The following is a 25,855-nucleotide window of genomic DNA, read 5'->3' as shown; positions in this document are numbered from 1 at the left end:
TCAGCTCGCGGCCTCGGGAACGACCTTGCCGTCCTTGACCAGGCCGATCTTGGTTTCGTGGATGCCCACGCCGAACTCGTCGTAGGTGTAGGCGCCCAGCAGTCCGTCGCGCTTGACGGCGCGGATGGCGTCGGCGAGCTTCTGGCCGCCCTCGCCGCCGGTGGCCCTGAGCGCCTCGACCATGATCATCGCGCCGTCGTAGGCCTTGGCCACGTGCATGCGCGCGTCCTCGTTGTACTCGGTCTTGTACTTGGCGGCGAAGGCCTTGATCGCGTCGCTGGCCTCGTTGCTCAGGTAGGGCGAGCTGACGATCGAGCCCTCGGCGTTCGGGAGCCCGGCGGTGGTGGCGTAGACGTCGGTCCCGATCGGCGCGCCGCCCGCGATGACGGCCTTCAGCCCGAGCTCGCGCGCCTGCTTGGCGATGAGGCCCGACTGGACCTCCTCGGCGCCGATGAAGAGCACCTCGGGGTCCTGCTCGCGGATCTTGGCGAGGTTGGCGTTGAAGTCCTTCTGGTCGGGGGTGACGACCTCGTCGGCGACCGGGGTGACGCGCCTGGTCTTCAGGGAGGTGAGGAAGGCGTCGTGCTCGCCGCTGCCGTACGCGCCGTTGTTGCTGATCAGCGCGATCTTCTTGTAGCCCTTCTCGTCGACCAGGTACTTGGCGAGCGTCTCGTCGAAGGTGACGCTGGTCGGGGCGTTGAGGAAGAGGAAGGGGCTCTTCAGCTCGGCCAGCTTGGGCGACTGCCCTGAGGTGATGTTGGGGATCTTGGCGTCCTTGAGTATGGGCGCCATGGCCAGGGTCACCGCGCTCTCGGCGGTGCCGAGCATCGCGATGTAGCCCTCGGCGGCGATCTTCCTGGCCAGGTTGGTGCCGACCGTCGGGTCTCCCTGGTCGTCGAAGAGGTCGAGCTGGATCTGGCGGCCGTTGACGCCTCCGGCGGCGTTGACCTCCTTGATGGCGAGCTTGACGCCCTTGTTCTCCCACTGGCCGAGGGAGCTGAGCTGGCCGCTCTGGGCGTTGATGTTGGCGATCTTGATAGGTCCTGAGGCCTGGGTGCCCGTGCTCCCGGACTGTCCGGGAGGGGCGCAGGCGGTCAAGGCTGCTAAGAGGGCGGTGGCGACGAGCGTGATTCTCACGGTTCACCTCTGAGTGCCGTAACTCACGAACTAGTACGTTAGTTATAACGTGCTGGAAAGGCCGGTGAAATATCTGTCCGGCAACGGTTAGAAGATGCCTTGGTAGATGTCCTTGATGTTCCAGTGGCCCGGGGTGGGGACCGGCTCGTTCACCATCGGGACATCGATGACGGCAGGCCTTCTCCTGGTGACGGCCTGGCGCAGGGCCGTAGCCAGCTCTCGTGGAGCGCGTACGGCATGGCCGTCGGCCCCGCACGCCACGCCGAGCGCGGCGAAGTCGGGGCCGGAGGCGAAGTCGCAGCCGAAACCGCTGCCGAAGAACGTCGACTGCAGGTCCGAGATCGTGCCGTGCGACTGGTTGTTCATCACGACGAACAGCACGGGCGCGTCCTGCTCGACCGCCATGGACAGGGCGGGAAGCTGGGCGCTCATCCCGCCGTCGCCGATCAGCGCCACGACGGTCCGCTCCGGCAGGGCCAGCTGGACGCCCACCGCCGCCGCCGGGCCGAAGCCCATCGTGGAGGCGCCTCCGGGCGTGATGAAACGCCCCCCTTGCGGCAGCTCGTAGCACTGGGCGACGCCGTTCTTGTTCCACCCCACGTCGGTCACCAGGATCGTGTCGGGCGGCAGCGCCTCGCGCAGGTCGGTGAGGATGCGCTGGGGACGCAGCGGGAAGTCCTCGCCGCGGTCGTGGACGAAGACCTGCGAGGCGGCGATCCGCCGCCTGAGATCGGCCCGCTCGACCGGCGGATGGGACAGGGCGGCCTCGGCGACGGCGCTGATCGCGAGGCCCACGTCGGCGACGGCGCCGATCGAGACCGGGTAGCTGCGGCCCAGCTCGGCCGGGTCGATGTCGATCTGGATCAGCGTGGTCCGCGAGAAGTCCCAGGTGAAGCGGGGATCCCAGGAGCTGGCGTCGGTCTCGGCGAAGCGGGTGGCCAGGGCGAGGACCACGTCGGCCTCGCGGGCGTAGGCGTTGGTGAGCTCCCTGCCCCAGAAGCCGGTCATGCCCAGCTGCAGCGGGTGGGCGTCGGGCACCGTGCCCTTGGCCATCAGGGAGTGCGCGATCGGGATGTCGAGGTGCTCGGCCAGGGTGATCAGCGCGGCCGCATCCTCCCGCAGGCCGCCGCCCACGTAGATCAGCGGGCGCTCGGCCCCGGCCAGCTCGGCGGCGATCCGCTCCGCCGTACCGGCGGGAAGGCCGGGCGGGCCGGTCACACTGCGGCGAGGGTAGGGCCAGGCGGGACGCGAGAAGACGTCCATCGGCACGTTGACCAGCACCGCGCCGGGGCGTCCCGTGGTCGCGGTCCAGAACGCCCGCTCGACCGCGCGGCCCAGGTCCTCCGGGCGGTGCACGTCCCACACCCGCTTGGCGAACGGACGGAAGAGCGAGGCCTGGTCGGCGTCGGCGTGCAGGTTGATCTCCTGGTGCGGATGGCGGCCCCGGTAGTAGGAGGGGATGTCGCCGGAGATCACCACGAGCGGCACCGAGTCGAGTGCCGCGGTCATGGCGCCGGTGATCGTGTTGGTGAGCCCCGGGCCGACGTGCACGAGGACCACGCCAGGCCGGCCCGAGGCCCGTGCGTAACCGTCGGCGGCGTGCGCGGCGGCCTGCTCGTGGCGGGCGATGACGAAGCGGACGGAACTGCGGCCCAGGGCGTCGAGCACGGCGATGTTGGTGTGCCCGCAGGTGCCGAAGACCATCTCGACCCCGAGCTCCTCCAGCTGGCTCACCAGGGCTTCGGCTGCTGTGGTCACTGCTCTCCCCAGATGGACGTCCCGCGCAGCAGGAGGGTCTTGGTCACGGTGAAGTCCTCGATCATCCAGCGCGGCGACTCGCGGCCGACGCCCGAGTCCTTCACACCGCCGAAGGGCACGTGGTCGAGGCGGAAGTTGGACGAGCCGTTCACGACCAGCCCGCCGACCTGCAGGTCGCGCCAGGCGGCGAGGATGCGGCGCACGTCGTGGGTGAACAGGCCGGCCTGCAGGCCGTACCTGCTGCGGTTGCAGGTCTCCACGACATCCTCGAACGAGCCGTACGGCAGGACGGCCACGCACGCGCCGAAGACCTCCTCCCTGACCAGCGTCGAGCCGGGCGCGGGCCCGGCCACCACGGTCGGGGACATGACGGCTCCGTTGCGGCCCCCGCCGACGGTGATCGTGCCGCCCGCCTCGGCGCTCCAGCGCACCACCCGCTCGGCCGCCTCGTCGTCGACCATCGAGCCGACGTCGGTCGACGGGTCGAGGGGATCGCCCACCTGGAGCGCCTTGACCTGGTCGGTGAAGGCGGCGACGAACTCCTCGAAACGCTCGCGCTGCACGTAGACACGCTGCACCGAGATGCAGCTCTGGCCGGAGTTGCTGTAGCCGGTCCGCGCGCAGACCGCCGCCGCCTGCTCGATGTCGGCGTCCTCGCAGACGATCGTTGCGGCGTTGCCGCCCAGCTCCAGCAGCACCCGTTTGGGCCCGGCGGCGTGGGCGACCGCGGCACCGGCCGCCGCGCTGCCGGTGAAGCTCACCACGGCCACCTCGGGCGCCGCGCACAGGGCCGCGCCGACCTCGGCGCCGCCGTGCAGCACCTGCACGGCCTCCACCGGCATGCCCGCGTCGAGCAGGAGCCTGACCAGCTCGGTCGAGACCGCGGGAGCCTGCGGCGGCGGCTTGACGATCGTGGTGTTGCCCGCCGCGAACGAGGCGGACAGCTTGTGGGCCAGGAGGTTGGCCGGGGCGTTGAAGGGCGTGACGGCCAGCACGGGACCGGCGGGGGCCCGATGGGTGAAGGCCGTGTTGCCGACCCCGCGTGCCCAGCCCGCCACGGGTAAGGTCTCGCCGCCGATCGCCCGTGCCTCGGCCGCGGCCACGGCCAGGGTGTCGGCGACCCTGACCATCTCGCCGGCGCCGTCCTTCAGCGGTTTGCCCAGCTCCAGGGCGAGCAGGCGGGCCAGCTCGCCGGTGCGCTCGCCCGCCAGCCGCGCGGCGCGCTCCAGGATCTCCGCCCTGGTGGCGGGTGCCAGCCGGGCCACCGCCCGTTGCCCCTCGCGGGCGTAAGAGGTGGCCGCCGCGATGTCGTCCGGTCGCGCCGTACGGGCCGTGCTGACCGTGCGCCGCACGTACGGCCCGGCGCGTTCCTCGCGGTGGCCCTGGTCCAGCCACGTGCCCGCGACAAGGCATCCGGCTTCATAGATCATGTCCATCAGATGGTCCTTAGAGTCCACACCATGGATTAGCTCACCGTATGAGCCGCTTCGACTCCTGACAAGAGTCCGCGTGACGGATCGTGTGGACCACTGAGTGGACTGGGTGTTAGTCTCACCCCCATGTCGGCCGAAACCGGTGTCCGCAGTGTGCAGCGGGCTTTCGAGATTCTCTCCCTGCTCACAGAGGAACGCCGGACGCTGACCATCCGCGAGGTGGTCGAGGAGACCGGCCTGGCCAAGACGACAGCTCTGCGCCTGCTCCAGACCCTGGAGCAGATGGGCCTGCTGTGGGCCACCTCCAAGGGCTACACGGCCGGACCCGCGTTGTGGCGCTGGGCGCACCTGGCCAGGAGCGCCTGGGAACTGCCGCCGGAGACCATGCAGCTCATGCGCGAGCTGGGCACGAGGCAGCGCGAGACCGTCAACCTCTACGTGGCCAAGGGCATCCACCGGGTCTGCATCGCCCAGCAGGAGAGCCCGCAGTCGCTGCGCCACGTGGTGCGCGTCGGCGACGAACTGCCGCTGTGGGGCGGGGCCTCGGCCAAGATCCTGCTGCGCGACGTGGACGAACCGCTGCTGGCCCGCGTGGCCCGCAGCTCGCCGCACGGCAAGGAGCACCTGGAGACGCTGCGGGGCTGGATCGCCCGGGCCTCGGCCGACGGATACGCCGTCAGCCACGGCGAGCGCGAACCCGGCACCTCGGCGGTCGCGGTGCCCGTGGTCAGCGGCGGCGGGGCGATCGTGGCCGCGCTGACGCTGAGCGGTCCCAGCGTGCGCTTCACCGGCGACAAGATCGAGGCGTTCGTGGCCGACCTACGCGACGCGGCCAAGCGGATGGCGGAGCGAGGGTTCGATCATCCACTGCGATGACGTGATGGAGACTTCATGCTGAAGGGGATCAAGGTCCTCGACCTGACGAACGTCCTGGCCGGCCCGTACTGCAGTTACCAGCTCTCCCTGTTCGGAGCCGAGGTCACCAAGGTCGAGCTGCCCGGCGTGGGCGACCTCGCCCGGAGGCTCGGCCCGGAACCGACGCTCAACGCCGCCGGGATCGGCGCCTCGTTCCTGGCCCAGAACGCCGGCAAGAAATCGGTGGAGCTCGACCTGAAGTCCGCGGCGGGACGCGAGCGGTTCGAGGAACTCGCGGGCTCGGCCGACGTGCTGCTGGAGAACTTCCGTGCCGGAGTGCTGGGCAGGCTCGGCTACCCGTGGGAGGCCCTGCGGGCGCTCAATCCCGGCCTGGTCTACTGCGCCATCTCGGGATTCGGGCAGACCGGGCCGATGGCGCAGGCCCCCGCCTACGACCAGATCATCCAGGGCCTGTCCGGGATGATGGCGATCACCGGCACCCCCTCGACCGCGCCCCTGCGGGTGGGGTTCCCCGTGTGCGACACGGTGGGCGGGCTCATGTCCGCACTGGCCGTCTGCGCCGCGCTCGCCGGGCGGGCCTCCTCGGGACGCGGATGTTTCCTCGACGTCTCGATGCTGGAGGCCTCGATCTCCGCGATGGGCTGGGCCGTCTCCAACTACCTGGTCAGCGGCGTCGCGCCGGAGCCGATGGGCGACCAGAACGCCACCGCCGCGCCCTCGGGCACCTTCGACACCCTCGACGGGCCGCTCAACATCGCCGCCAACCAGCAGCAGCAGTTCGAGACCCTGTGCAGGCTGGTGGAGCGGCCCTCGCTCGTCGCAGACCCGCGCTTCTCCTCCGGGGAGGCGCGCAAACGGCACAGGCAGGAGCTGAACACCGAGCTCACCGAGGCGCTGCGGGCGCGGCCCGCCGCCGAGTGGGAACGCGTGCTCTCGGCGGCGGGGGTGCCCGCGGCCCGCATCCTGACCGTGCCGCAGGCGCTCGAGCTCGACCAGCTCCGGCACCGGGGATTCCTGACCGACCTGAAGTTCCCGGGCGGCTCGGACCGGGCGCTGCGGGTGATGGGCAACGGCGTGCTCGTCGACTCGGCGCCGCTGCGGCCGAGCGGTCCGCCTCCCCTGCTGGGACAGCACAATGAGCACTGAGGCCGCCGACTGGTGGGGCACCGCCGTCTCCCGCGTCTCGCCGGGGCTGATCGAGCTGCGCGGCCACCCGGTGCAGGAGCTCATCGGGAAGGTGGGCTTCGGCCAGATGATCTGGCTCATGCTCAGGGGCGAGCTGCCCGAGGCCCGGCGGGCCGCGCTGCTGGAGGCCGCCCTGGTGGCCGGGGTCGACCACGGGCCGCACGCCCCGTCGATCGCCGTGGCCCGGATGGCGATCACCTGCGGGGTCGGGCTCAACAACGCCGTGGCCACCGGGGTGAACCTCCTGGGCGACGTGCACGGCGGGGCGGGGGAGCAGTGCGTGCGGCTCCTGGAGGAGGTCGTGGAGGAGGGCGACGAGGCGGTCGCGCGATGGCGGGCCCGCGACCGCTACCTGCCCGGCTTCGGCCACCGGTTCCACTCCTACGACCCCCGCCGCGACCCCCTCCTGCACCTGGTGGCCGAGGCACGCTCCGACGGCCTCGTCCCCGGGCACTTCCTGGAAGCGGCGCTGCGGGTCGAGCGGATCATCCACCCGGTCCCCATGAACATCGACGGCGCCACCGCCGTCGTCTACGCCGAGCTCGGCTTCCCCGCGCCCCTGGCCAGGGGCCTGTTCGTGCTCAGCCGCAGCGTCGGCATCCTGGCCCACGCCTGGGAGGAGTCGGGGCAGGGGCGCCGCAACAAGGGTCCCCTGCCGCCGTCGATCCAGCCCACCTACCTCGGATAGACCTCGACCTTCCCGGCCGGGCGGCCGCCGTTGTAGAAGTACTCGCCCGGCTCGGTGAAGGTGAACGTGGCACTCTCGCCGGGCTTGAGCGTGAAGTCGAAGAGCCCCTCGAAGAACTGCGTGGCCTTCCTGGTCTTGACGTTGCCGGCCGGGTTGACGAACGTCACCGTCGTCCCCGCGGGCACCCGCAGGTGGGTGGGGGTGAAGGCGTTCACCGCGTCCGACTCGACGGCGCCGCCGTTGACGCGCCCCATGACGATCGTGTCGCCCTCCACGGGCGGGCCCGAGACGGGCCGCCGCACGACCGGCGGCGCCGGCGTGGCGGCGGGCGGCTGCGTGCCGTCCAGCTTGAAGGCCCACAGGTGGTCGCCGCGCGGAGCCGAGTCGCCGTACGGGATGCCGGTGCCGCCCGCGTAGACGGCGAGGTACTGCTCGCCGTCGACCTCGTAGGCGATCGGGCTGCTGCTCACCGAGGCGCCGGTCTGCCATCGCCAGAGCTCGCGGCCGTTGCGGGCGTCCAGGCAGAGCAGGTTGCCGTCGGGCTGCCCGACGAACAGCAGGTCGGAGCCGGTGGTGAGGATGCCGTTGCCGTGGGCCATGGAGTACGGCATGCGCTTCTTCCACCGCACCCGGTTCGTCGACGGATCGACGGCCACGATGCCGCCCGTCATGTACTCCCCGGGCGGGCGCAGCCCGTTGGACGACTCGGTCAGGGAGTGCGCGGCGGCGACGTAACCGAAGCCGGTGTACACCAGGCCGGTGCGGCGGCTGAAGGACTGGTGGTTCCAGTCCGCGCCGCCGCCGTGGCCGGGGATGGTGAGGATCGGCTCGTCCCAGTGGGGGGTGTAGAGCGGGCCGATGGTGAAGTTCGGCACGGCCCGGTTGGGGTCGCCGGGGATCGCCGTGCCGAGCGGCTGCAGCACCGGGATCTGCTCGGTCCAGCCGCCCTGGCGCGGGAAGGGCTGGGTGGGCCAGGTCTTCTGCCGGGGCTCCTGGGGCACGGGCCGCTCGTCGATGCCCAGCGGGGCGGTGCCGTCGACCCGGTTCAGGATGTAGTACATGCCGGTCTTGCTGCCGTAGATCACGAGCTTGCGGCGGCCGATGTCGCACAGCACCGGGGCCATGACGTTGTCCATGTCCCAGATGTCGTGGTGGACCGACTGGAAGTGCCAGCGATAGGCCCCGGTCGCCAGGTCGAGGGCCACGATCGAGTTGGCGAACAGGTTCATGCCGCCGCGCTCGGAGCCGTCCTGTGACGACCGGCCGCCGCGCGCGTTGCCGAAGGTCCAGTAGACGAGCCCGAGCCCCGGGTCGATGGCGCAGTGCATCCACGGGGTGGCGCCGCCCTGCAGGGCCGACTGGCCCTCCCAGGTGTCGCCGCCGAACTCGCCGGGCCCGGCGGCGCCCCAGAAGTGCCAGAGTTTGTCGCCGGTCTCGGCGTCGAAGCAGAGCGCCGCGCCGCGCGGGCCGTCGTTGGTGCCGACGTGCAGCCGGCCGTCGTGGTAGACGACGGCGACCTTCTCCAGGTTGCCGTGGCCGAGGTGCTGGCGCTCCCACACGACCCGGCCCGTCGCCTGGTCCAGGGCGATCAGCCAGTTGTCGTTGCCGCAGGTGAAGACCTTGCCCGCGCCGACGGCGACTCCGCGGCGGGTGAGCGGCCCGCGGGTCTGGAGGTACTTCCACCTCGTCTGCCCCGTGCGCCCGTCGACGGCGGTGACGTTGCCCAGCGCCGACTCGATGTAGAGCACGCCGTCCACGGCCACGGTGGTGCTCTGGCTGTTGCCCGCCATCGCGCCGCCCTCGATGTGGTTGACCCAGGCGCCCTTGAGCCGGCTGACGTTGCCGCGGTGGATGCCGCGCAGCGTGCTGTGGTTCTGGTTGGCCAGGTCGCCGCCGACCTTGGGGAAGTCGCGGCCGGGCAGGCCGGGTGAGGTGTCGAGGTGGGCGAGGACGGGAGCCGCTGCCGCGGCCATGAGTAATTCCCTGCGACGGAGCATGCGAGATCCTTCCAATGGTCCGCTAGGTGGACTCAAAGATCCGGAGGCTGGTCTTGTGTATATCGCGCCGCCCGGCTACGTTCAATCCACTGTTCGGATCATTCGGTCCATCTAGTGGAGGCGGTCCATGCGTATCACCCTCGCCGCTCTGCTCTTAGGCCTGGTCGTCTCGCCGGTGGGCGCCACCGAGCTGGGCGACCCCGACTACGGCGTCTGCCGTGGCACCGATTCGCGCTGCTACCACGACTGGGGCAACTTCGACCCGGCCGACGGCTACCGGCTGCTGGTCTACTCCCGCACGGCGGGCCCGCGCCACGCGCACCTGGGCACCCCGCTCGGCCCCGGGCTCAACCCGCCGCTCAACGACGACAACGTCGCGGTGAAGGCGGTCGTCGGGCTCGGCCGGGACAACGGCTTCGCCGTCGACTACACCGAGGACGTCGCCCAGCTCGGCTCGGCGGGACGGCTGCTGCGCTACAACGCGGTGATGTTCCTCAGTACCACCCGCGACACCCTCGACGACCCCGCGCAGACCGCACTGCGGCAGTACGTCAGGGCCGGAGGCGGCTTCGTGGGCGTGCACAACGCCTTCGGCACGGAGTACAACTGGCCCTGGTACGAAGGCCTGCTCGGCAATGCCAACTTCTACGACCACAGCGCCCACCAGCCCGGCGTCGTGGAGACCGTCGGCCGGCGCGACGTCTCGGTGCAGGAGCTGCCGCACCGCTGGAACTTCAGCGACGAGTGGTACAACCTCGTGCCCTATCCGACGCGCGTGCGGGTGCTGGCCAAGGTCGACGAGAGCACGCTCGCCCGCGGGGTGCGCGGCAGCCTCGGGCATCCGGGACACGGCCGCGAGCACCCGGTGAGCTGGTGTCAGTACTACGACGGCGGCAGGGCCTGGCTGACCACGCTCGGACACGACGTCAAGGCCTGGACCGACGAGCCGCTCGAAGGCGACCAGTACTTCACCCAGCACCTGGTCGGGGGCATCAAGTCGGCGATGGGCATGGCGCCCTTCTGCCGCTAGGCCTATAAGTAATTATCTAGTTCGTTCAATAAGAGGGTGGACGGCATGGCCCCTCGCCTGCTCATCTCGACGGCGTGCCTGTCCGGCACACTGGAGGACAAGCTGGCAGCCGCCGCGGCCGCCGGCTTCGGCGGGATCGAGATCTTCGAGGACGACCTCGTCATGAGCACCTGGTCCCCGCGCCGGGTACGCCAGGAATGCGAAGACCTGGGCCTGTCGATCGAGGCCTACCAGCCCTTCCGCGACTTCGAGTCGATGCCGGAACCCGACCTGCGCCGCGCCGAGCGCAAGTTCGACGTCCTGGAACAGCTCGGCGCGGGCACGCTGCTGGTCTGCTCCACCGAATCCGCCCTGGCCGTGGACGACGACGACCTGGCCGCCGAACACCTGCACTCGCTGGCCGTGCGCGCCCAGCTGCGCGGCCTGCGCGTCGCCTACGAGGCGCAGGCCTGGGGCAGGCACGTCACCGGCTACCTGCACGCGTGGAACATCGTGCGGCGGGCCGCGCACCCCGCGCTCGGGCTGTGCCTCGACAGCTTCCACATGCTCGCAGGAGGCGGGGGAGCGCTGTCCGGGCTGCGGGCCGTACCCGGCGAGAAGATCTTCCACGTGCAGCTGGCCGACGCGCCGCGCCTGGCCATGGCCCCGCTCCAGCTCGGCCGCCACCACCGGCTCTTCCCCGGCCAGGGCGCCTTCGACCTGACCGGCTTCGTCGGCCAGGTGCTGGAGACCGGCTACCGAGGGCCGCTCTCGCTGGAGGTCGTCAACGACGTCTACCGGCAGTCGGACCCGCGCCAGGCCGCCGTCGACGCGATGCGCTCGCTGCTGGCGCTGCAGGAGAGCGCCCACGGACTGCCACCCGCGCCGCGCCTGGCCGGGCACGCCTTCACCGAACTGGCCGTCGACGACGTCTCGGGACCCGCCGTGGCCGCCATCCTCGGCGCCCTCGGATTCGCCCGCACCGGACGGCACCGCTCCAAGCCGGTCGAGCTGTGGGAGCAGGGCGGCGCCCGGATCCTGCTCAACCACGCCGCGCAGCGCAGCGGGCACGCCGGCGGCGCCTCGCTGTGCGCGCTGGCCGTGGAGAGCGCCGACCCCGAGGGCTCGGCGCGGCGGGCCGAGCGGCTCCTGGCGCCCGTGCTGCCCCGCGCCCGCCGCCCGGAGGAGGCGGAGCTGCGCTCGGTCGCCGCCCCCGACGGGACCGCCGTCTTCTTCTGCGGACGCGACTGGCTCGGCGACTTCCTGCCCACCGGCGAGCCGCCGCGCGACGAGGGCCTGATAACCGGCACCGACCACGTCGCGCTCACCGAGTCGGTCGACGACTTCGACCACGCCGTGCTCTTCTACCGAGCCGTGCTGGGCATGCGCCCCGACCAGACCACCGAGCTGCCCGCGCCCTTCGGCCTGATCCACACCAGGGCCGCGACCGACCCTGACCACACCGTGCGGATCACGCTCAACACCGCGCCCCTGCGGCGCGGCGACTGGGCCCCGACCGTCCACAGCCCGCAGCACATCGCCTTCTCCACCACCGATGTGTTCGCGTGCGCGAAGGCCATGGGACCGCACCTGCTGAAGATCCCCGGCAACTACTACGACGACCTCGACGCCCGCCTGGCCCCGCCCATGCTCGCCACGATGCGGGAACACTCGGTGCTCTACGACCGCGACGCCGGCGGCGAGTATCTCCACGTCTACAGCGAGCTGCTGGGATCGCGGATCTTCTTCGAGGTGGTGCAGCGCACCGGCGGCTACACCGGATACGGCGCCTCCAACAGCACCGCCGTCCGCATGGCCGCCCACCGCCGCCGCAGGCTCGCCGCCCTGCGGCACACCCCGGGACCCTCACGCCACGACTACAGCCTGGCCCACCTGACCGCGCTCAGCCTGTCACCGCCCGAACTGGTCGAGGCGGCCGCCGAAGCCGGATACCGCTACGTCGGGCTGCGCCTGACGCCGGTCACGCCGCAGGAACCGCACCATCCGCTCGCCACCGACCCGGCCCTCATGCGCACGACCAAGGTACGGCTCGCGGCCACCGGCATCGAGGTCCTCGACATCGAGCTGGCCAGGATCGGCCCCGACGGCAACCCGCGCGACTACCTGCGCTTCCTGGAGGCCGGAGCCGAGCTCGGCGCCCGCCACGTCATCACCCAGCTGCCCGACCCCGATTTCGCGCGCAAGGCCGAGCGGTACGCGCGCCTGTGCGAGCTGGCCAGACCCCTCGGCCTCACCGTCGACCTGGAGTTCCCGTCGTGGACCGAGACGCCCGACCTGGCCGAGGCCACCCGGGTGCTGCGCGCCGCCGGCCAGCCCAATGCCGGCATGCTCATCGACCTGCTGCACTTCGCCCGCTCGGGCTCCAGCCTGGAGGAGCTGCGCGCGCTGCCGCGCGAGTGGTTCCACTTCGCCCACGTCTGCGACGCGCCCGCCTCGGTGCCCGCGACCCAGGAGGGGCTGATCCACACCGCCCGCTTCGAGCGCCTGTTCCCCGGCGAGGGCGGCATCGACGTGCGGGGCATCCTGGACGCCCTGCCCGGCGGGATCCCCTACGCGCTGGAGATCCCGCACGCGCTGCTGGTGGCCCAGGTGGGCGCCAAGGAACACGCCCGCCTGGCGATCAGCGCCACCCGCGGCCACCTCGCCACCGGCCGTACCTGCTCGTGAGGTCCATCCACACTCGCCCGGCCCGCCGCTCAGCTCAGCGCACCCACCACCCCGACCCGGTGGGCGTACACCGCGATCTGCAGCCGATCACGCAGACCCAGCTTGACCAGCAGGTTCGACACGTGGAACTTCACCGTCGCCCTGCTGACGTACAGCTTGGCCGCGATCTCGGCGTTGTCCATGCCCTCCGCCACCAGCCCCAGCACCTCACGTTCCCGCTCGGTGAGCGTGTCGGCCACCGCGGTCGCCGGCTGGCGCAGCCCGCTCTCGAAGCGCTGCAGGAACCTGCTGGCCACCTGCGGGGCGAAGAACGCCTCGCCCCTGGCGGTGGCCCGCACCGCGCCCAGCAGCTCGTCCTGGCCGCTGGAGTGCAGCAGGAAACCGCGGGCCCCGGCCTTGACCGCCTCGAACATGGTGTCCGGATGCTCGATGAGGATGATGCAGCGCACGCCGTCGGCCAGCCGCTCGGTGACCTCGACCCCGGGCAGCCCCACCAGCCGCTCCTCGATGAGCGCCACGTCCGGCCGCAGCCCGCGCGCCTTGGACAGCGCGTCGAAGCCGTCGGCCGCCTCGCCCACCACACGCACTCCCGGCTCTGAGTTCAGCAGCGCCTTGATCCCGGAGCGCAGCAGCTGCTCGGGATGGCAGACCAGCACCCGGATCTCGCTCATGTCAGCGTGACCCGCCGCGTGACCCCGTCCGGCCCGCCGTACGGCACGCGGCTCGCCCCGCCGTCCGTCCCGCCGGTCGTTTCCGCGGCGATCAACACGCCGGTGAAGCCCAGCCGGAGCAGCGGCCCGACATCGTCACCCGCGCGCACCCCGTCCACCACGAGAAGGCAGCGCCTGCCGTCCAGCGCCCGCTCCAGCTGGGCCTGGCGGGCCTGCGCGCACAGGGTCTCGACGTCGCGGACCTCGCGTCCGAGATCCACGTAGATCACCTCCAGGTCCAGCCTGACCCTCACCACGTGGGCACACTGCACGGCGAACGTGCCGCGACCGGGTCCGGCGATCGTCACCACCGCCGGATGGCCGCCGCCCGCCCCGGTGCAGACCGCGTCCTCGACCTCCCTCAGCAGCGGCACCCAGCGCAGGGCGATGCTGGCGCTCGCCGGGGGCGGCTCCCACGCGGCCCGCCCAGGACCGCCGGCCGAGCGCGGCGGCGTCGACTCGAAGGCCACCCGCTCCTCGCCGGTCAGCTCAAGGGCCGCCGCCAGGCGGTGCACGGAGGTGCGGTGGGGATAACGGGTACGGCCCCGCTCCAGGTCGCGCAGGGCGCGCACGCTCATGCGGGCACGTTCGGCGAGTTCCTCCTGGGTCAGCCGCGCCCTGTCACGATGCGTGCGCAGCAGCTGGGCGAATCTCTGGCCGTCAGGCAGCAACGCGGTCTGCACAGAAACCCTCCTCGATCGGATGGCCTCACCGTAGGAAGGGGGTGTTATCCGTCGATATCGCGGCGGCTACCCGGCCGATATCGCCGGTGATTCCGCCTGGTGAGGCCCAGGGGCCGCTGTCACCGTGAAGAACATGATTCCGACAGGACGGATCAAGCAGGCTCCCGCCGAGCTGCTGGACCAGGAGGTTCTGGGCCGCCGCTTCGAGTGGGAGATGCGCCACCTGCTGCGCCACTACCAGTGGATCGAGCTGGCCCACCTCGACGAGTACCTCAGGATGGAGCTGCTCGACCACGACACCGCCGCGGCCATCCGGCGCAGGCTGCTTGATCTGACGGCCGACCGGGTCACCGCTGAACGGTCCTCCGCCATGTCCGACGCCCTGTTCGCCCTGGAACGCTGCGTCCACAACGGGCTCACCGAGAAGGCCGGCGCCTGGCACGTCGACCGCAGCCGCAACGACGTTCAGGCCTGCGCCCAGCTCATGCTGGGACGAGAGCGGCTGCTGGGCGTGGCCGCGGCCGTGACCGGCCTGGCCAGGGCGGCCCGCAAGGTCGCCGCCCGCCACGACCGCTCGGTCATGCCGGGCTACACCCAGCACCAGACCGCTCAGGCGATCACCTTCGGCTTCTACCTGGCCGCCCTCGCCGAGTCGGCCACCGCCTCGGCCGAGTCGCTGCACGCCCTGTACGACTCCATCAACCTCTCCCCGCTCGGCGCGGGCGCGTTCGCCGGGCTGGAGCTGCCCTGGGACCGGGCCAGGCTCGCCGACGCGCTCGGCTTCTCCGGCCCGCAGCCGCACGCGCTGACCGCGGTCGCCTCACGCGCCTGGGCGTCGCGGATCGCCGCCGAGCTGTCGGTGCTCGGCACCACGCTCAGCCGCTTCCTGACCGACCTCATCTGGTGGAGCGGATCGAGCTGCCGCTTCCTCGACCTGCCCGACGAGCTGGCCGGCATCTCCTCCGTCATGCCGCACAAGCGCAACTTCCCGGTGCTGGAGCGTGCCAGGGGCATGAGCGGGCACCTGGTGGGCCTGTCGGTCGACCTCATGGTGGGCCAGCGCAACACCGGCTACACCAACCTCGTCGAGGTCTCCAAGGAGAGCACCCGCTTCCTGGAGGACCTGTTCTCGCTGTGCGGCACCATGCTCGCCCTGACCGAGCAGGTCGTGCGCCGGCTGCGCTTCCAGCGGGAACGCGCCGCCCGCGCGGTGCGCGGCGACCTGCTGGCCGCCTCCACCGTGGCCAACCGGCTGACCCTGGAGCACGGCATCCCGGCCCGCACCGCCCAGGTGGTGGTGGGCGCGTGGATCCTGGCCGCCACGCAGGAGCTCGGCCCCGGCGACGACCTGACGCCCGGCCTGCTGACCGCCGACGGACTGGCCAAGGCCGCCGCCGACCAGGGACACCCGCTCTCGGTCACCGAGGTGTGGCTGCGCACGCTGCTCGACGCGGAGGCGAGCGTCGCGCGCAGGCGCACCAGCGGGTCGACCAGGCCCGAGGAGGTCCACCGCCTCCTGGAGGGCGTCGACCTCCGGCTGGCCGCCGTCGCCCGGCGGGCCGGCGCGCAGTCGGTACGGCTGAGCTCGGCCTGGCAGCGCACCTCCGGACAGAAAGCGGGCGACGCGGCATGACCATTAGTTTGCTGACCAGCGAGATCTCCGGATCCTCCGGCCCCGGAGGCGTCGGCAGGGGCAGGGCGCCCGGCACTTTCGGCGAACTGCTGCAGGGCATCCTGCGGCCGGGCACCGACTTCCTGGTGACCTTCCCCGTCGACCTCTACGTCGAGGCCGTCTTCGAGCCGGACCCCCAGCTCGACCAGGTCATCGTCTCCCCGCCGCACAAGGGCAAGTCCCAGCGCCTGGCCACCCGCATCCTGGCCGCCCACGGCAGGCACACCGGCGGCTGGCTGATGCTCAACAGCTCGCTGCCCGAGGGCAAGGGCATGGCCAGCTCCACCGCCGATCTGGTCGCCACCGCGCGAGCGGTCGACTCGGCCTTCCGGCTGAAACTGCCGAACAGGCGGCTCAAGCAGTTGATGGCCGAGATCGAGCCGTCCGACGGCGTGATGCATCCCGGCATCACCGCCTTCTTCCACCGGGAGGTACGCCTGCACCGGCGGCTGGGCGTGCTGCCCCAGCTGACCATCGCCGGAATCGACGACGGCGACAGCGTCGACACGATCACCTTCAACAGGACCAGGAAACCGATCCCGCCCCACTGGGCCGACAGGTACGGAGAACTGCTCGACCAGCTCACCACCGCGGTCCGCACGCGCGACCTGGCCGCCGTGGGCGCCGTCTCCACGGCCAGCGCCCGGCTGTTCCAGACCTTCAACCCCAAGCCCCACCTGGCGCAGGTCGAGGAGATCTGCCGCGAGGTCGGCGGCCTGGGCACCGTCGTCGGCCACAGCGGCACCTGCCTCGGCATCCTGCTGTCGCGCCACGACCCCGACCACGGTCCCCGGCTGGCCAGGGCGCTCAAGGAACTGGAGCGCCTGGGGCGGCCGCTCATCGTCTGCAGGAGCACGAGCAGGACATGACACTCAGAACAGACGCCATCGACGCCATCGGCCGCACCCCGCTGCTGCGCCTGCGCGCGGGCGGCTCCGTCCACGCCAAACTCGAGCTGGCCAACCCCTACGGCATGAAGGACCGCGTCGCCAAGCAGGCGATCCTGACCGCCAGGGCCGACGGCACGCTGCGCGAGGGCGGCCTGATCGTCGAGAGTTCCTCCGGCACCCTGGCGCTGGGCGTCGCCCTCGTCGGCGGCTACCTGGGGCATCCGGTCCACATCGTCACCGATCCCCGCATCGACCCGCTCACGATGGCCAAGCTCAGTGCGCTCGGCGCCACGCTCGACATCGTGCCCGCCATGACCGGCAACGGCTGGCAGAGCGCCAGGCTCGAACGTTTGCGGGCGGTGATGGCCGCCAACCCGGGGGCGTTCTGGCCGCGGCAGTACGACAACCCGGCCAACCCGGCCGCCTACACCCAGCTGGCCGATGAGCTGCTGGCGGAGCTGGACTCGGTGGACGTGCTGGTCGGCCCGGTCGGCAGCGGGGGCTCGCTCTGCGGCACCGCGCGGGCGCTGCGCCGGAGCAACCCGCGCCTGCGCGTGGTCGCCGTCGACGCCGTGGGCAGCGCCATCTTCGGCCAGCCCGACCATCCCCAGCGGCTGCAGAGCGGCCTGGGCAACAGCCTGATCCCCGCCAACGTCGACTTCTCCGTGATCGACGAGGTGCACTGGCTGTCGGACCGCGAGGCCTTCGCCGGGACCCTGGAGCTGGCCTCGTACGAGAAGCTGTTCGCCGGCAACAGCTCGGGCTCGGCCTACCTCGTGGCGCGCTGGCTGGGCGCCCGCCTCGGGCCCGGCGCCACGGTGGTGGCGATCTTCCCCGACCGCGGCGACCGCTACGTCAACACGATCTACAGCGCCGAGTACCGCGCCGCCCACCAGCTCACCGACCTGAGCGTGCCGGGCGAGCCGCGCCGCATCGAGATCACCGACACCGCGGCGAGCTGGTCGTACGCCGGGCTCGGCCGCGCGCTGGAGTACGCATGAACCTGGTCTTCGTCGAGTCCAACACCACCGGCTCCGGCATGCTCGCCTTCGCCGGGGCCCGCGCCCTGGGCAGCACGCCCGTCCTGGCCACCGCCGACCCCTCCCGGTACGCGGGCCTGGCCGAGACCGGCGTGCGCGTGCTGGCCTGCGACACCAACGAGGGCGACCTGGCCAGGGTGCTGCGCGACGAGCTCGGCGAGATCGCGGGCGTCACCACGACGAGCGAGTTCTACGTCACCACGGTCGCCAGGACCGCCGGCGAGCTGGGCCTGCCCGGCAACCCGCCCGAGGCGGTGGCCGCCTGCCGCGACAAGGGCCGCATGCGGCGGATCCTGGCCGCCGAGCGGCTGCCCTCGCCCGCCTTCGAGGTCATCACGCCGGACGACGACCTCGAACGGCAGGTCCAGGCCACGCTGGCCAGGATCGCCATGCCGTGCGTGGTCAAGCCCGTCGACGACACCGGCTCCCTCGACGTCGTCCTCTGCACGACCTCGCAGGAGGTCCTGGCCCATTGCCGCAAGCTGCTGGGCAGCACCGTCAACGTCCGCGGCCAGCGCAGCTCGGGCACCGCCCTCGTCGAGGGCTACCTCAACGGGCCCGAGTTCAGCGTCGAGATGCTGAGCGCCCGCGGCGCGCACCGGTGCGTGGGCATCGTCGCCAAGCAGGTCACCCCGCCGCCGTCCTTCGTCGAGTGCCGCCACGTCTTCCCCGCGCCGCTCGACGACGACGCGGCCAGGACACTGGCGCAGACCGCCTGCCGCGCGCTGGCCGCCCTCGGCGTCACCGACGGCGTCACCCACGTCGAGATGAAACTCATCGACCGGCGAGGCTACGTCGTCGAGGTCAACGCGCGGCCGGCCGGGGGCATGATCCCGCAGGTCATCCGTACCTCCTGCGGCTTCGACCTCGTCGAGGCCCACCTGCGCCTCGCCCTGGGGCTGCCCGTGCCGCCGCTGCCGGAGATCTTCCTGCCGGCCGGGATCGCCTTCCTGCTCGCCCACGACCCGCCGCCCGACGCGGTGCTGGCCGAGATCGGCGGGGTGGAGCACGCCCTGGCCCTGGAGCACGTCGACGCGGTGACCGTCACCGCCGCTCCTGGCAGCGCCGTACGGCACGCGCGCAGCAGCTACGACCGGCTGGGCCACGTGATCGCCCACGCCCCCGACCACGCGCGGCTCCACGGGACCCTCGACGCCGCGCTCGACCTGCTCCGCCCCGTACTGCGCCAACCGATGGGAGTGCGATGACCACCCTGCTGGACACCCGCGAGCCGGTGCCCGCCGAGCTCGACGACAGCGTCGAGTTACGCAGCGACACCTTCACGCTGCCCACGCCCGAGATGCTGGAGGCGGCGGCCAACGCGCCGCTCGGCGACGATGTGTACGGCGAGGACCCGACCGTCATCAAGCTGGAGCGCCTGGCCGCCAACCTGCTGGGCAAGGCGGCCGCCTGCCTCATGCCGAGCGGCACCATGGGCAACCTGGCCGCCCTCCTGGCCCACTGCCGTCGTGGCAGCAAAGCCATCGTCGGCCACGAGTCCGACCTGTACGTCTACGAGGCGGGAGGGGCCTCGATGTGCGGCGGCATCGTCTACGACCCGCTGCCCAACCTGCCCGACGGCACGATCAGCCTGGAGGCGCTGGAGGAGTCGCTGGTCGTCGACCGCACCGACCCGCAGATCGCGCCGCCCGCCGTGGTGAGCCTGGAGACGCCGCAGAACCGGTGCGGCGGCATCCCGCTGCAGCTCGACTACCTGGCCGAGGTCGCCCAGCTGACCCGGGCCCACGGGGTGGCGCTCCACCTCGACGGCGCCCGCATCTTCAACGCCTCCGTGGCGCTGGGCGTGATGCCCGCCGAGATCGCCTTCTACGCCGACACGGTGCAGGTCTGCCTGTCGAAGGGGCTGTGCGCGCCGATCGGGTCGGTGCTCGCCGGCGACCGGGCGACGATCGCGCAGGCGCGGCGCATCCGCAAGATGCTCGGCGGCGGCATGCGGCAGGCGGGGATGATCGCCGCGTGCGGCATCGTGGCGCTCAGCGAGATGACGGGACGCCTGGCCGAGGACCACGAGCGGGCCGCGCGGCTGGCGCGCGGGTTGTCGCGGATCCCCGGCATCCGGCTGGATCCGGGGCCGCCGATCACCAACATGGTGTTCTTCCGGGTGCGGGACGAGCGCTACACGACGCGCTCGTTCATCACGGCCGCGCACCGGCGCGGGGTGCGGGTGGAGGAGCTGGGGCACGGCCGCATCCGCGCGGTGACGCACGCGAACGTCACGGACGTCGCGATCGACCGCGCCGTCGGCGTCTTCGCCGACCTGCTCGCCCCGACGGGCCGTCCCCGGTGAGGGAGGGGAGCGAGGTGGCCGCGGAACCGACCGCCGAAAAGGGCGCGGGGCTGGGGCGGGCCTTCCACGTTCTGTGGGCCTCGACCAGCCTGACCAATCTCGCCGACGGGGTCCTGCTCGTCGGCGTTCCGCTGCTGGCCGTCTCCCTGTCGGCCGACCCGCTGCCCGTCGCCCTGGTCAGCGTCGCCACGACGCTGCCGTGGCTCCTGCTGTCCCTGCACGCGGGGGCGATCGCCGACCGGGCCGACCGGCGGCGGATCGTCGCCGCCGCCGGGTGGACGCGGGCGGCGGTGCTGGCCGGCGCCGCCACCGCCGCCTGGTTCGGCTGGCTCTCCCTCCCGCTGCTGATCGCCGCCGTCCTGCTGGCCGGGATCGCCGAGGTCTTCGCCGACACCGCCGCCCAGTCGGTGCTGCCCATGACGGTCGCGTCCGACCGGCTGCCGGCGGCCAACGGCCGGCTGACCGCCACGCAGACGCTCGGCAACCACTTCGCCGGCGCCCCGCTGGCGGGCCTGCTGGTGGGCCTGTCCGCCTCGGCCGTCTTCGGCGCGGCCGCGCTGCTCTATCTGCTCGGCGCCCTGGTGCTGATCGCGATGAGCGGCCGTTTCCGCGTCGAGCCCGGCGCGGCCAGGACCACGCTGACCGGCGACATCGGGGCGGGCCTGCGCTTCCTGTGGCGGCATCGGGCGCTGCGCTCGCTGACGGCCTTCACCGGCCTGGTCAACCTCTCCAACGGCGCCTACTTCGCCGTGTTCGTGCTCTGGGTGGCGGGCCCCGGCTCCGCCGTCGGCCTGACCCCCCAGGCGTACGGCCTGCTGGCCGCGACCCTCGCCGTGGGCGCCGTGGCGGGCTCGGTGCTCGCCTCCGCCCTGGGCGGCCTGCTCGGCCAGATCAGGACCCTGGTGCTGATCACCCTGCTCAACGGGGTCCTGCTGCTGGTGCCGCTCCTGGCGCCCGTGACGTGGGCGGTCTTCGCGGCCGCCGCCGGGCTCGGGCTGGCCAACGCGGTCACCAACGTGATCGCGGTGTCGCGCCGCCAGAGCCTGATCCCCGAGGAGCTGCTGGGCCGGGTGAACGCCGCGTGCCGGCTGGTCGGCTCGGGCGCGATGCCGGTGGGCGCGGCCCTGGCCGGGGTGGTGGGCGCGGTGGCCGGGGTCCCGGTCGTGTTCTGGACGGCCGCCGCGTTGTGCCTGGCGGGTGCGGCGGCCGTGACGCGCGGCGGCTGAGCCGCGGGGAGGTGGCGGAGGGGCGGGCCGGGGATCTCGGCCCGCCCCTTGCGCGTGTTCACGTCAGCCACGGGATGAGGCGGCCGACGTGGGTGGGGCGGAGCAGGTCGTGGTGCTCGCCCTCGACGATGCGGACGGTCAGGTCGGTGGCGGCGGATCGCCATCCGGAGATCTGGGCGGTGCGGACCCAGGCGGGGTTGCTCTCGCTCACGAGCAGGGTGACGGGCCCGTCGTAGCGTGCCGGCCGGTAGCCGGCCAGGCCTTCGAGGCCGTCGCGCCACAGCCGCAGCAGGCCGGGGCCGTACGCCTCGTAGTAGGCGCCGACCTGCTCGGAGGTCAGGCCGAGACCGGCGAAGAAGCCGACCTCCCGCTCCAGCAGGGCCGCGCGGGCGGCACGCGGGCCGAGGGGCTCCAGGCGTTCGATCAGCTCCTCCAGCTCCAGCAGGTCCTCCAGCAGCTCGGGGAGCATCTCCTGCGGGGGGACCGAGTCCACGAGCAGCACGCGCTCGCTCTTGTGGCCGCGTTCGCGCAGCTGCCGGGCGGTCTCGAAGGCGAGCACGCCGCCCGCCGACCAGCCCACGAGAGTGCCGGGGGCGCTGTGGGACAGCTCGTCGGCGTAGCGGGCGGCCAGGGTGGTGAGGGAGCGGGTGTCCTGGGCGGAGTCGAGCGCCTGCAGGCCGTGGACGGGCCGGTCGGGGGCGAGCCTGGCGGCCAGGGCGGCGTAGCAGTGGGCGGAGCCGCCGAGGGGGTGCACGCAGTAGACCGGGGGAGCGGACGAGGCCGGGGCGGGTGCGAGCGGGACGAGGATCGGGCGCGTGCGCTCCGGGGCGCGGGAGGAGGGGACCGAGAAGATCAGCTCGCCGAGGCCGCCCAGGGTGGGGTCGGTGAGGAAGGCGCGCAGTTTGACCGTGGCGCCGAGGCGGTCCTTGACGGCGGCCAGGAGCCTGACCGCGCCGAGCGAGTCGAGGCCGCGGGTGAACAGGTCCTCCTCGGGGCGCACGTCGGCGGCTCCGAGGACCTCGGTCACCAGCGAGGCGAGCGGCCCGAGAAACGTTTCGGCGAGCGCGGAGGCGCCGGTGGGGGGCTCTGCGGGGGTGCCGGCGGGGAGCTCGGCGTGCCCGTTCACCACCACCGGCAGCGCTGATCTGTCGACCTTGCCGTTGCGGTTGAGCGGGATCGCGGGCAGCGGCACGAACAGCGCGGGCACCATGTACTCGGGCAAGGCGTCGGCGAGCCCCGCGCGCAGCCGCGCCGGCGGGGTGGCGCCGACGACGTAGGCGACGAGCCGTCGTCCTCCTGCTCCGTCGGGTGCGGCCACCACGACCGAGCGCTCGACTCCCGGCAGTTCGTCCAGCGCTGCCTCGATCTCTCCGAGCTCGACACGGTACCCCCTGATCTTGACCTGGTCGTCCAGCCGCCCGAGGAACTCGAACTCGCCGTTGGCGCGCAGGCGGCCCAGGTCGCCGGTGCGATACAGCCGCGCCCCCGGCTCGCCGTACGGGTCGGGCACGAACCGTTCCGCGGTCAGCGCGGGCCTGCCGTGGTAGCCGCGCACCACGCACTCGCCGCCGATGTACAGCTCGCCGGGCACCCCGAAGGGCAGCGGCCGCATCCCCGCGTCCAGCACGTACATGGTGGTGCCGGGGATCGGCCGGCCGATGGGGACCAGCTCGCCGCCCACGGGGCCGGTGACGGTGTGCACGCAGTTGGCCACCGACGCCTCCGTCGGCCCGTACTCGTTGAGCAGCACGGGCGGCGGGTCCAGCGCCTGCCAGAAGGCCAGCGCCCTGCCGGGGAAGGCGTCGGCCCCCACCACCAGCACCCCGGCCAGCCGCGCCGCCTCGGCGGGCGGCAGCTGGCCGGCGAGGACCTCCAGATGCCCCGGGGTGAGCTTGACGAAGCCGTACGGCCGGCCGGACAGCCCTTCGCGCAGCTCGTCGAGGCTCGTGTCCTCGTCGAGCAGGTGCACGCACTGCCCGGTGACGAGCGGCGTGTAGATGTTGGGCACGACCATGTCGTAGGCGACGGAGGAGAACAGCGGCGCGCCGCCCACGCCGCCGACCGCGTAGGCCGACACGCACCAGTGCAGGAAGTTCACCAGCCCCCGGTGCGGCACCATGACACCCTTGGGCCGTCCGGTGGAGCCCGAGGTGTAGATCACGTAGGCCAGGTCGGCGGGCGTCGAGGGCGCGACGGGGTCGGTGGCGGGGCACGAGGCGACGGCCGCCTCCAGGTCCGGCGCGGAGCGCAGCACCAGGCTCGCGCCCGAGTCGCCCACCATGTAGCCGATGCGCTCGGCGGGCAGGCCCGGATCGAGCGGCAGGTAGGCGGCGCCGGCCTTCCAGACGCCCAGGAAGGCCGCGACGAGCCAGTCGGAGCGCTCCATGCAGATCCCCACGACGCTGCCCCGGCCCACGCCCTGGCCGCGCAGCCAGTGCGCGATGCGGTTGGCGCGCTCGTCGAGGTCGCGGTAGCTGAGGCGGGTGCTCCCGTACGACAGGGCGGTGGCCTGCGGGGTGCGCCGCGCCTGCCGTACGAACAGGTCGTGGAGGCGCTGGTCGAGGGGGCCGAGGGGCGGCGCGCCCGTGGAGGCGGCCAGCACCTCGGCGCGCCGGTCGGGCGGCAGCAGCTCCAGCGCGCCGATCCGGGTGTCCGGCGCGGCGGCGAGCTGCTCCAGCACGTGGAGGAAGGAGTCGGCGATGCGCTGCGCGGTGCCGGGCTCGAACAGTTCCGTCCGGTAGGTCAGGCGGCCGACCAGCGTGCCGTCCGACGGCATCAGCGACAACGCCAGGTCGTACTTGGCGGCGGTGTCGGGGAACTCGAACGCCTCGGCCTCCAGATCGCCGAGCCGCAGCCCGGCGGGGACGCCCGCGTGCATCTCGTACAGCACGCGGAACAGCGGGGCGCGCCCGTCGGCCAGCATCGGGTACGGCAGGTGCTGGTGGGTCAGCGCCCCCAGGCACGCGTTCCTCGTACGGCCGAGCAGGCCGGTGAAGCCGGGGTCGCCCGAGACGTCTCCGCGCATGACCACGGTGTTGAAGAAGGCGCCGATCAGGTGCTCGGAGTGCGGCAGTGCCCGGTTGGCGACCGTGGTGCCGATCGCGATGTCGTCCTGCCCGCAGTAACGCGACAGGAAGGCGGTGAAGGCCGCCAGCCCCGTCATGTACGGCGTGGCCCTGGCCCGCCTGCCCACGGCGCCGAGGGCGGCGGCCACGGGCGCTGGCACGGTGAAGGTGATCACCGCGCCCCCGGAGGACGGCTCGGCGGCCGGGGCGTGGTCGGTGGGCAGGTCGAGCCCGGCCAGCCCGTCGAGCGCCGCCCGCCAGTGGCGGTGCGCGGCGTCCAGGTCGGCTCCGCGCTCGGCGGCCACCACCTCGGCGTGCGCCGCGGGCAGCGGCGGCAGCTCCCCGCCCTGGTAGAGGGTGTCGAGCTCGGCCAGCAGGATGCCCATGGACCACTCGTCGAAGGCGATGTGGTGCACGGTCAGGATCAGCACGTGGTCGTCGGTGCCGAGCACGGCCAGGCACGCCCGCAGAGCCGGGCCCGAGGCCAGGTCGAAGGGCGTGCGGGCTTGCGACTCTGCCAGGCGCCGCGCGCCCTCCTCGCCGTCGACCCGGTGCAGGTCCAGGCCGACGGGACGGGGAGGGAGCACGGTGGCCACGGGGCGGCCGTCGCGGCTGGTGTACACCGTGCGCAGCGGCTCGTGGCGGGCGGCGAGCGCGGTCAGCGCCGCGCCCAGCGCCCGCGGGTCGAGCCGGCCCCGCAGGCGCAGGGCCAGGCACACGTTGTACTCCGCGCCCGAGGGATCCAACAGGTGGTTGACCCACAGGCGCTCCTGGGCGTGGCTCAGGGCGCTCTCAGACGCTTCCAGCCGCATTCTCGGCCTCCAACACCTGGCTGATCACCGTGGCCAGCTCGGTCACGGTCGGGTAGGTGAACACGTCCGCGACGGGGAGCTCGATGCCGTGGCGCGCCCGGATCCGGGCGACGAGCTGGACGGCGATCAGCGAGTGGCCGCCCAGCTCGAAGAAGTCGTCGTCGGGCCCCACGTCGTCGAGCCCGAGCAGGACCGCCCAGTCGCCGGCCAGGGCCTCCCGCACGGCGGCGGCCATCACCACGGCCTCCTCGCGGCGTGCGCGGGCACGAGCTGGTCGGCCGCCCCCGGCACCGGGCGCGCGGGGTCGGCGTCGACGTCCACGATGCGGTTGGCGTGGTCGACGTGCACGACGCGGGGCCGGTAACGGTTCAGCTCCTCCTCCGCGTACTGCGCATAGGCGATCATGATGACCAGGTCACCCGGGCTGACCAGGTGGGCGGCGGCGCCGTTGATGCCGACCACGCGGCTGCCGCGCTCCCCGGTGATCACATAGGTCTCGAGCCTGGCGCCGTTGGTGATGTCGACGATCGTCACCTGCTCGCCTTCCAGCAGGCCGGCCGCCTCCATCAGCTCCTCGTCGATGGTCACCGATCCCACGTAGTGCAGGTCGGCGTGGGTCACGGTGGCGCGATGGATCTTGGATTTGAACATGGTGAGCAACATGGGCTGTCCCTTCTC

At 72.5% G+C, this 25,855-nt stretch carries 20 protein-coding genes; 11 read left to right on the top strand and 9 right to left on the bottom strand.

The genetic code is table 11. The features are described from left to right. The 3 genes from HNR30_RS39625 to HNR30_RS39615 form a co-directional block, all read right to left on the bottom strand. Positions 1–1,137 carry an ABC transporter substrate-binding protein gene (locus HNR30_RS39625; RefSeq protein ID WP_181615326.1) on the bottom strand — a complete coding sequence of 379 codons (1,137 nt, stop codon included), beginning with the start codon at positions 1,135–1,137 and terminating at the stop codon, positions 1–3. Positions 1,138–1,224: 87 nt separating this feature from the next. Further along, on the bottom strand, positions 1,225–2,895 hold the full coding sequence (locus HNR30_RS39620) for a thiamine pyrophosphate-binding protein (protein ID WP_220134546.1): 1,671 nt from the start codon (positions 2,893–2,895) through the stop codon (positions 1,225–1,227). Next, complete coding sequence (locus HNR30_RS39615; RefSeq protein WP_181615325.1) at positions 2,892–4,331, bottom strand: aldehyde dehydrogenase family protein; 1,440 nt, start codon at positions 4,329–4,331, stop codon at positions 2,892–2,894. The genes HNR30_RS39620 and HNR30_RS39615 overlap by 4 nt, the downstream gene beginning before the upstream one ends. A 123-nt stretch (positions 4,332–4,454) precedes the next feature. Between HNR30_RS39615 and HNR30_RS39610 the strand changes: the two genes are divergently transcribed. The 3 genes from HNR30_RS39610 to HNR30_RS39600 are packed head-to-tail and all read left to right on the top strand — an operon-like array spanning position 4,455 to position 7,077. Further along, a complete protein-coding gene (locus HNR30_RS39610) occupies positions 4,455–5,204 on the top strand; it encodes an IclR family transcriptional regulator (protein WP_181615324.1) in 750 nt (249 codons plus the stop codon). A 15-nt stretch (positions 5,205–5,219) separates the two neighbouring features. Next, complete coding sequence (locus HNR30_RS39605; protein ID WP_181615323.1) at positions 5,220–6,350, top strand: CaiB/BaiF CoA transferase family protein; 1,131 nt, start codon at positions 5,220–5,222, stop codon at positions 6,348–6,350. Continuing rightward, positions 6,340–7,077, top strand: coding sequence for a citryl-CoA lyase (locus HNR30_RS39600; protein WP_181615322.1), 738 nt, complete (start codon positions 6,340–6,342; stop codon positions 7,075–7,077). Before HNR30_RS39605 ends, HNR30_RS39600 begins: the two co-directional genes overlap by 11 nt. Here HNR30_RS39600 and HNR30_RS39595 read toward each other — a convergent pair. After that, positions 7,065–9,074: an outer membrane protein assembly factor BamB family protein gene (locus tag HNR30_RS39595; protein WP_181615321.1), complete on the bottom strand. Its 2,010-nt coding sequence runs from the start codon at positions 9,072–9,074 to the stop codon at positions 7,065–7,067. The genes HNR30_RS39600 and HNR30_RS39595 overlap by 13 nt on opposite strands. A gap of 127 nt (positions 9,075–9,201) precedes the next feature. On the opposite strand from HNR30_RS39595, the gene HNR30_RS39590 reads away from it, so the two are divergent. Together HNR30_RS39590 and HNR30_RS39585 are read left to right on the top strand one after the other, a co-directional pair. Continuing rightward, positions 9,202–10,104: a ThuA domain-containing protein gene (locus HNR30_RS39590; RefSeq protein WP_181615320.1), complete on the top strand. Its 903-nt coding sequence runs from the start codon at positions 9,202–9,204 to the stop codon at positions 10,102–10,104. Positions 10,105–10,149: 45 nt separating this feature from the next. Then, positions 10,150–12,771 (top strand): TIM barrel protein, encoded by a 2,622-nt coding sequence (locus HNR30_RS39585; RefSeq protein WP_181615319.1) that lies wholly within the window; start codon positions 10,150–10,152, stop codon positions 12,769–12,771. 29 nt (positions 12,772–12,800) lie between these two features. Here HNR30_RS39585 and HNR30_RS39580 read toward each other — a convergent pair whose 3' ends face one another. Together HNR30_RS39580 and HNR30_RS39575 are read right to left on the bottom strand one after the other, a co-directional pair. Beyond that, positions 12,801–13,442, bottom strand: coding sequence for a LuxR C-terminal-related transcriptional regulator (locus HNR30_RS39580; protein ID WP_181615318.1), 642 nt, complete (start codon positions 13,440–13,442; stop codon positions 12,801–12,803). After that, a complete protein-coding gene (locus HNR30_RS39575; RefSeq protein ID WP_181615317.1) occupies positions 13,439–14,164 on the bottom strand; it encodes a helix-turn-helix domain-containing protein in 726 nt (241 codons plus the stop codon). The genes HNR30_RS39580 and HNR30_RS39575 overlap by 4 nt, the downstream gene beginning before the upstream one ends. A gap of 133 nt (positions 14,165–14,297) precedes the next feature. Here HNR30_RS39575 and HNR30_RS39570 point away from each other — a divergent pair, with 133 nt between their 5' ends. From HNR30_RS39570 to HNR30_RS39545, 6 genes are read left to right on the top strand one after another with little or no spacing between them, the layout of a single operon-like run. Beyond that, positions 14,298–15,797, top strand: a complete 1,500-nt coding sequence (locus HNR30_RS39570; RefSeq protein WP_181615316.1) for an argininosuccinate lyase — start codon at positions 14,298–14,300, stop codon at positions 15,795–15,797. Further along, positions 15,794–16,705, top strand: a complete 912-nt coding sequence (locus HNR30_RS39565; protein ID WP_181615315.1) for a GHMP family kinase ATP-binding protein — start codon at positions 15,794–15,796, stop codon at positions 16,703–16,705. Before HNR30_RS39570 ends, HNR30_RS39565 begins: the two co-directional genes overlap by 4 nt. Beyond that, positions 16,702–17,727 (top strand): PLP-dependent cysteine synthase family protein, encoded by a 1,026-nt coding sequence (locus tag HNR30_RS39560; RefSeq protein WP_181615314.1) that lies wholly within the window; start codon positions 16,702–16,704, stop codon positions 17,725–17,727. Before HNR30_RS39565 ends, HNR30_RS39560 begins: the two co-directional genes overlap by 4 nt. Then, entirely contained in the window at positions 17,724–18,974 is a 1,251-nt protein-coding gene (locus tag HNR30_RS39555; RefSeq protein WP_181615313.1) for an ATP-grasp domain-containing protein, read from the top strand. Before HNR30_RS39560 ends, HNR30_RS39555 begins: the two co-directional genes overlap by 4 nt. Then, on the top strand, positions 18,971–20,074 hold the full coding sequence (locus tag HNR30_RS39550) for a GntG family PLP-dependent aldolase (protein WP_181615312.1): 1,104 nt from the start codon (positions 18,971–18,973) through the stop codon (positions 20,072–20,074). Before HNR30_RS39555 ends, HNR30_RS39550 begins: the two co-directional genes overlap by 4 nt. 14 nt (positions 20,075–20,088) lie before the next feature. Beyond that, a complete protein-coding gene (locus HNR30_RS39545; protein WP_181615311.1) occupies positions 20,089–21,300 on the top strand; it encodes an MFS transporter in 1,212 nt (403 codons plus the stop codon). 58 nt (positions 21,301–21,358) lie between these two features. Here HNR30_RS39545 and HNR30_RS39540 read toward each other — a convergent pair whose 3' ends face one another. Genes HNR30_RS39540 through panD form a run of 3 tightly spaced genes read right to left on the bottom strand, consistent with a single transcriptional unit; the run spans position 21,359 to position 25,840 of the window. After that, positions 21,359–25,177, bottom strand: a complete 3,819-nt coding sequence (locus tag HNR30_RS39540) for a non-ribosomal peptide synthetase (RefSeq protein ID WP_181615310.1) — start codon at positions 25,175–25,177, stop codon at positions 21,359–21,361. Further along, positions 25,158–25,412 (bottom strand): phosphopantetheine-binding protein, encoded by a 255-nt coding sequence (locus HNR30_RS39535; protein WP_181615632.1) that lies wholly within the window; start codon positions 25,410–25,412, stop codon positions 25,158–25,160. Before HNR30_RS39535 ends, HNR30_RS39540 begins: the two co-directional genes overlap by 20 nt. Then, positions 25,412–25,840, bottom strand: a complete 429-nt coding sequence (panD, locus tag HNR30_RS39530) for an aspartate 1-decarboxylase (protein WP_181615309.1) — start codon at positions 25,838–25,840, stop codon at positions 25,412–25,414. Before panD ends, HNR30_RS39535 begins: the two co-directional genes overlap by 1 nt. Positions 25,841–25,855 lie beyond the last annotated feature (15 nt).

The organism is Nonomuraea soli, from assembly GCF_013761175.1.
Classification (GTDB): Bacteria; Actinomycetota; Actinomycetes; order Streptosporangiales; family Streptosporangiaceae; genus Nonomuraea; species Nonomuraea soli.
This window is presented reverse-complemented; position numbering and strand designations above follow the sequence as displayed.

Excerpts from the sequence above, each read along its gene's own strand:
- HNR30_RS39605 (WP_181615323.1), top strand. The coding sequence starts at position 5,220 with ATGCTGAAGGGGATCAAGGTCCTCGACCTGACGAACGTCCTGGCCGGC.
- HNR30_RS39590 (WP_181615320.1), top strand. The coding sequence starts at position 9,202 with ATGCGTATCACCCTCGCCGCTCTGCTCTTAGGCCTGGTCGTCTCGCCG.
- HNR30_RS39610 (WP_181615324.1), top strand. The coding sequence starts at position 4,455 with ATGTCGGCCGAAACCGGTGTCCGCAGTGTGCAGCGGGCTTTCGAGATT.
- HNR30_RS39555 (WP_181615313.1), top strand. The coding sequence starts at position 17,724 with ATGAACCTGGTCTTCGTCGAGTCCAACACCACCGGCTCCGGCATGCTC.
- HNR30_RS39540 (WP_181615310.1), bottom strand. The coding sequence starts at position 25,177 with ATGCGGCTGGAAGCGTCTGAGAGCGCCCTGAGCCACGCCCAGGAGCGC.
- panD (WP_181615309.1), bottom strand. The coding sequence starts at position 25,840 with ATGTTGCTCACCATGTTCAAATCCAAGATCCATCGCGCCACCGTGACC.
- HNR30_RS39570 (WP_181615316.1), top strand. The coding sequence starts at position 14,298 with ATGATTCCGACAGGACGGATCAAGCAGGCTCCCGCCGAGCTGCTGGAC.
- HNR30_RS39550 (WP_181615312.1), top strand. The coding sequence starts at position 18,971 with ATGACCACCCTGCTGGACACCCGCGAGCCGGTGCCCGCCGAGCTCGAC.
- HNR30_RS39560 (WP_181615314.1), top strand. The coding sequence starts at position 16,702 with ATGACACTCAGAACAGACGCCATCGACGCCATCGGCCGCACCCCGCTG.
- HNR30_RS39585 (WP_181615319.1), top strand. The coding sequence starts at position 10,150 with ATGGCCCCTCGCCTGCTCATCTCGACGGCGTGCCTGTCCGGCACACTG.
- HNR30_RS39600 (WP_181615322.1), top strand. The coding sequence starts at position 6,340 with ATGAGCACTGAGGCCGCCGACTGGTGGGGCACCGCCGTCTCCCGCGTC.
- HNR30_RS39595 (WP_181615321.1), bottom strand. The coding sequence starts at position 9,074 with ATGCTCCGTCGCAGGGAATTACTCATGGCCGCGGCAGCGGCTCCCGTC.
- HNR30_RS39535 (WP_181615632.1), bottom strand. The coding sequence starts at position 25,412 with ATGGCCGCCGCCGTGCGGGAGGCCCTGGCCGGCGACTGGGCGGTCCTG.
- HNR30_RS39580 (WP_181615318.1), bottom strand. The coding sequence starts at position 13,442 with ATGAGCGAGATCCGGGTGCTGGTCTGCCATCCCGAGCAGCTGCTGCGC.
- HNR30_RS39565 (WP_181615315.1), top strand. The coding sequence starts at position 15,794 with ATGACCATTAGTTTGCTGACCAGCGAGATCTCCGGATCCTCCGGCCCC.
- HNR30_RS39615 (WP_181615325.1), bottom strand. The coding sequence starts at position 4,331 with ATGGACATGATCTATGAAGCCGGATGCCTTGTCGCGGGCACGTGGCTG.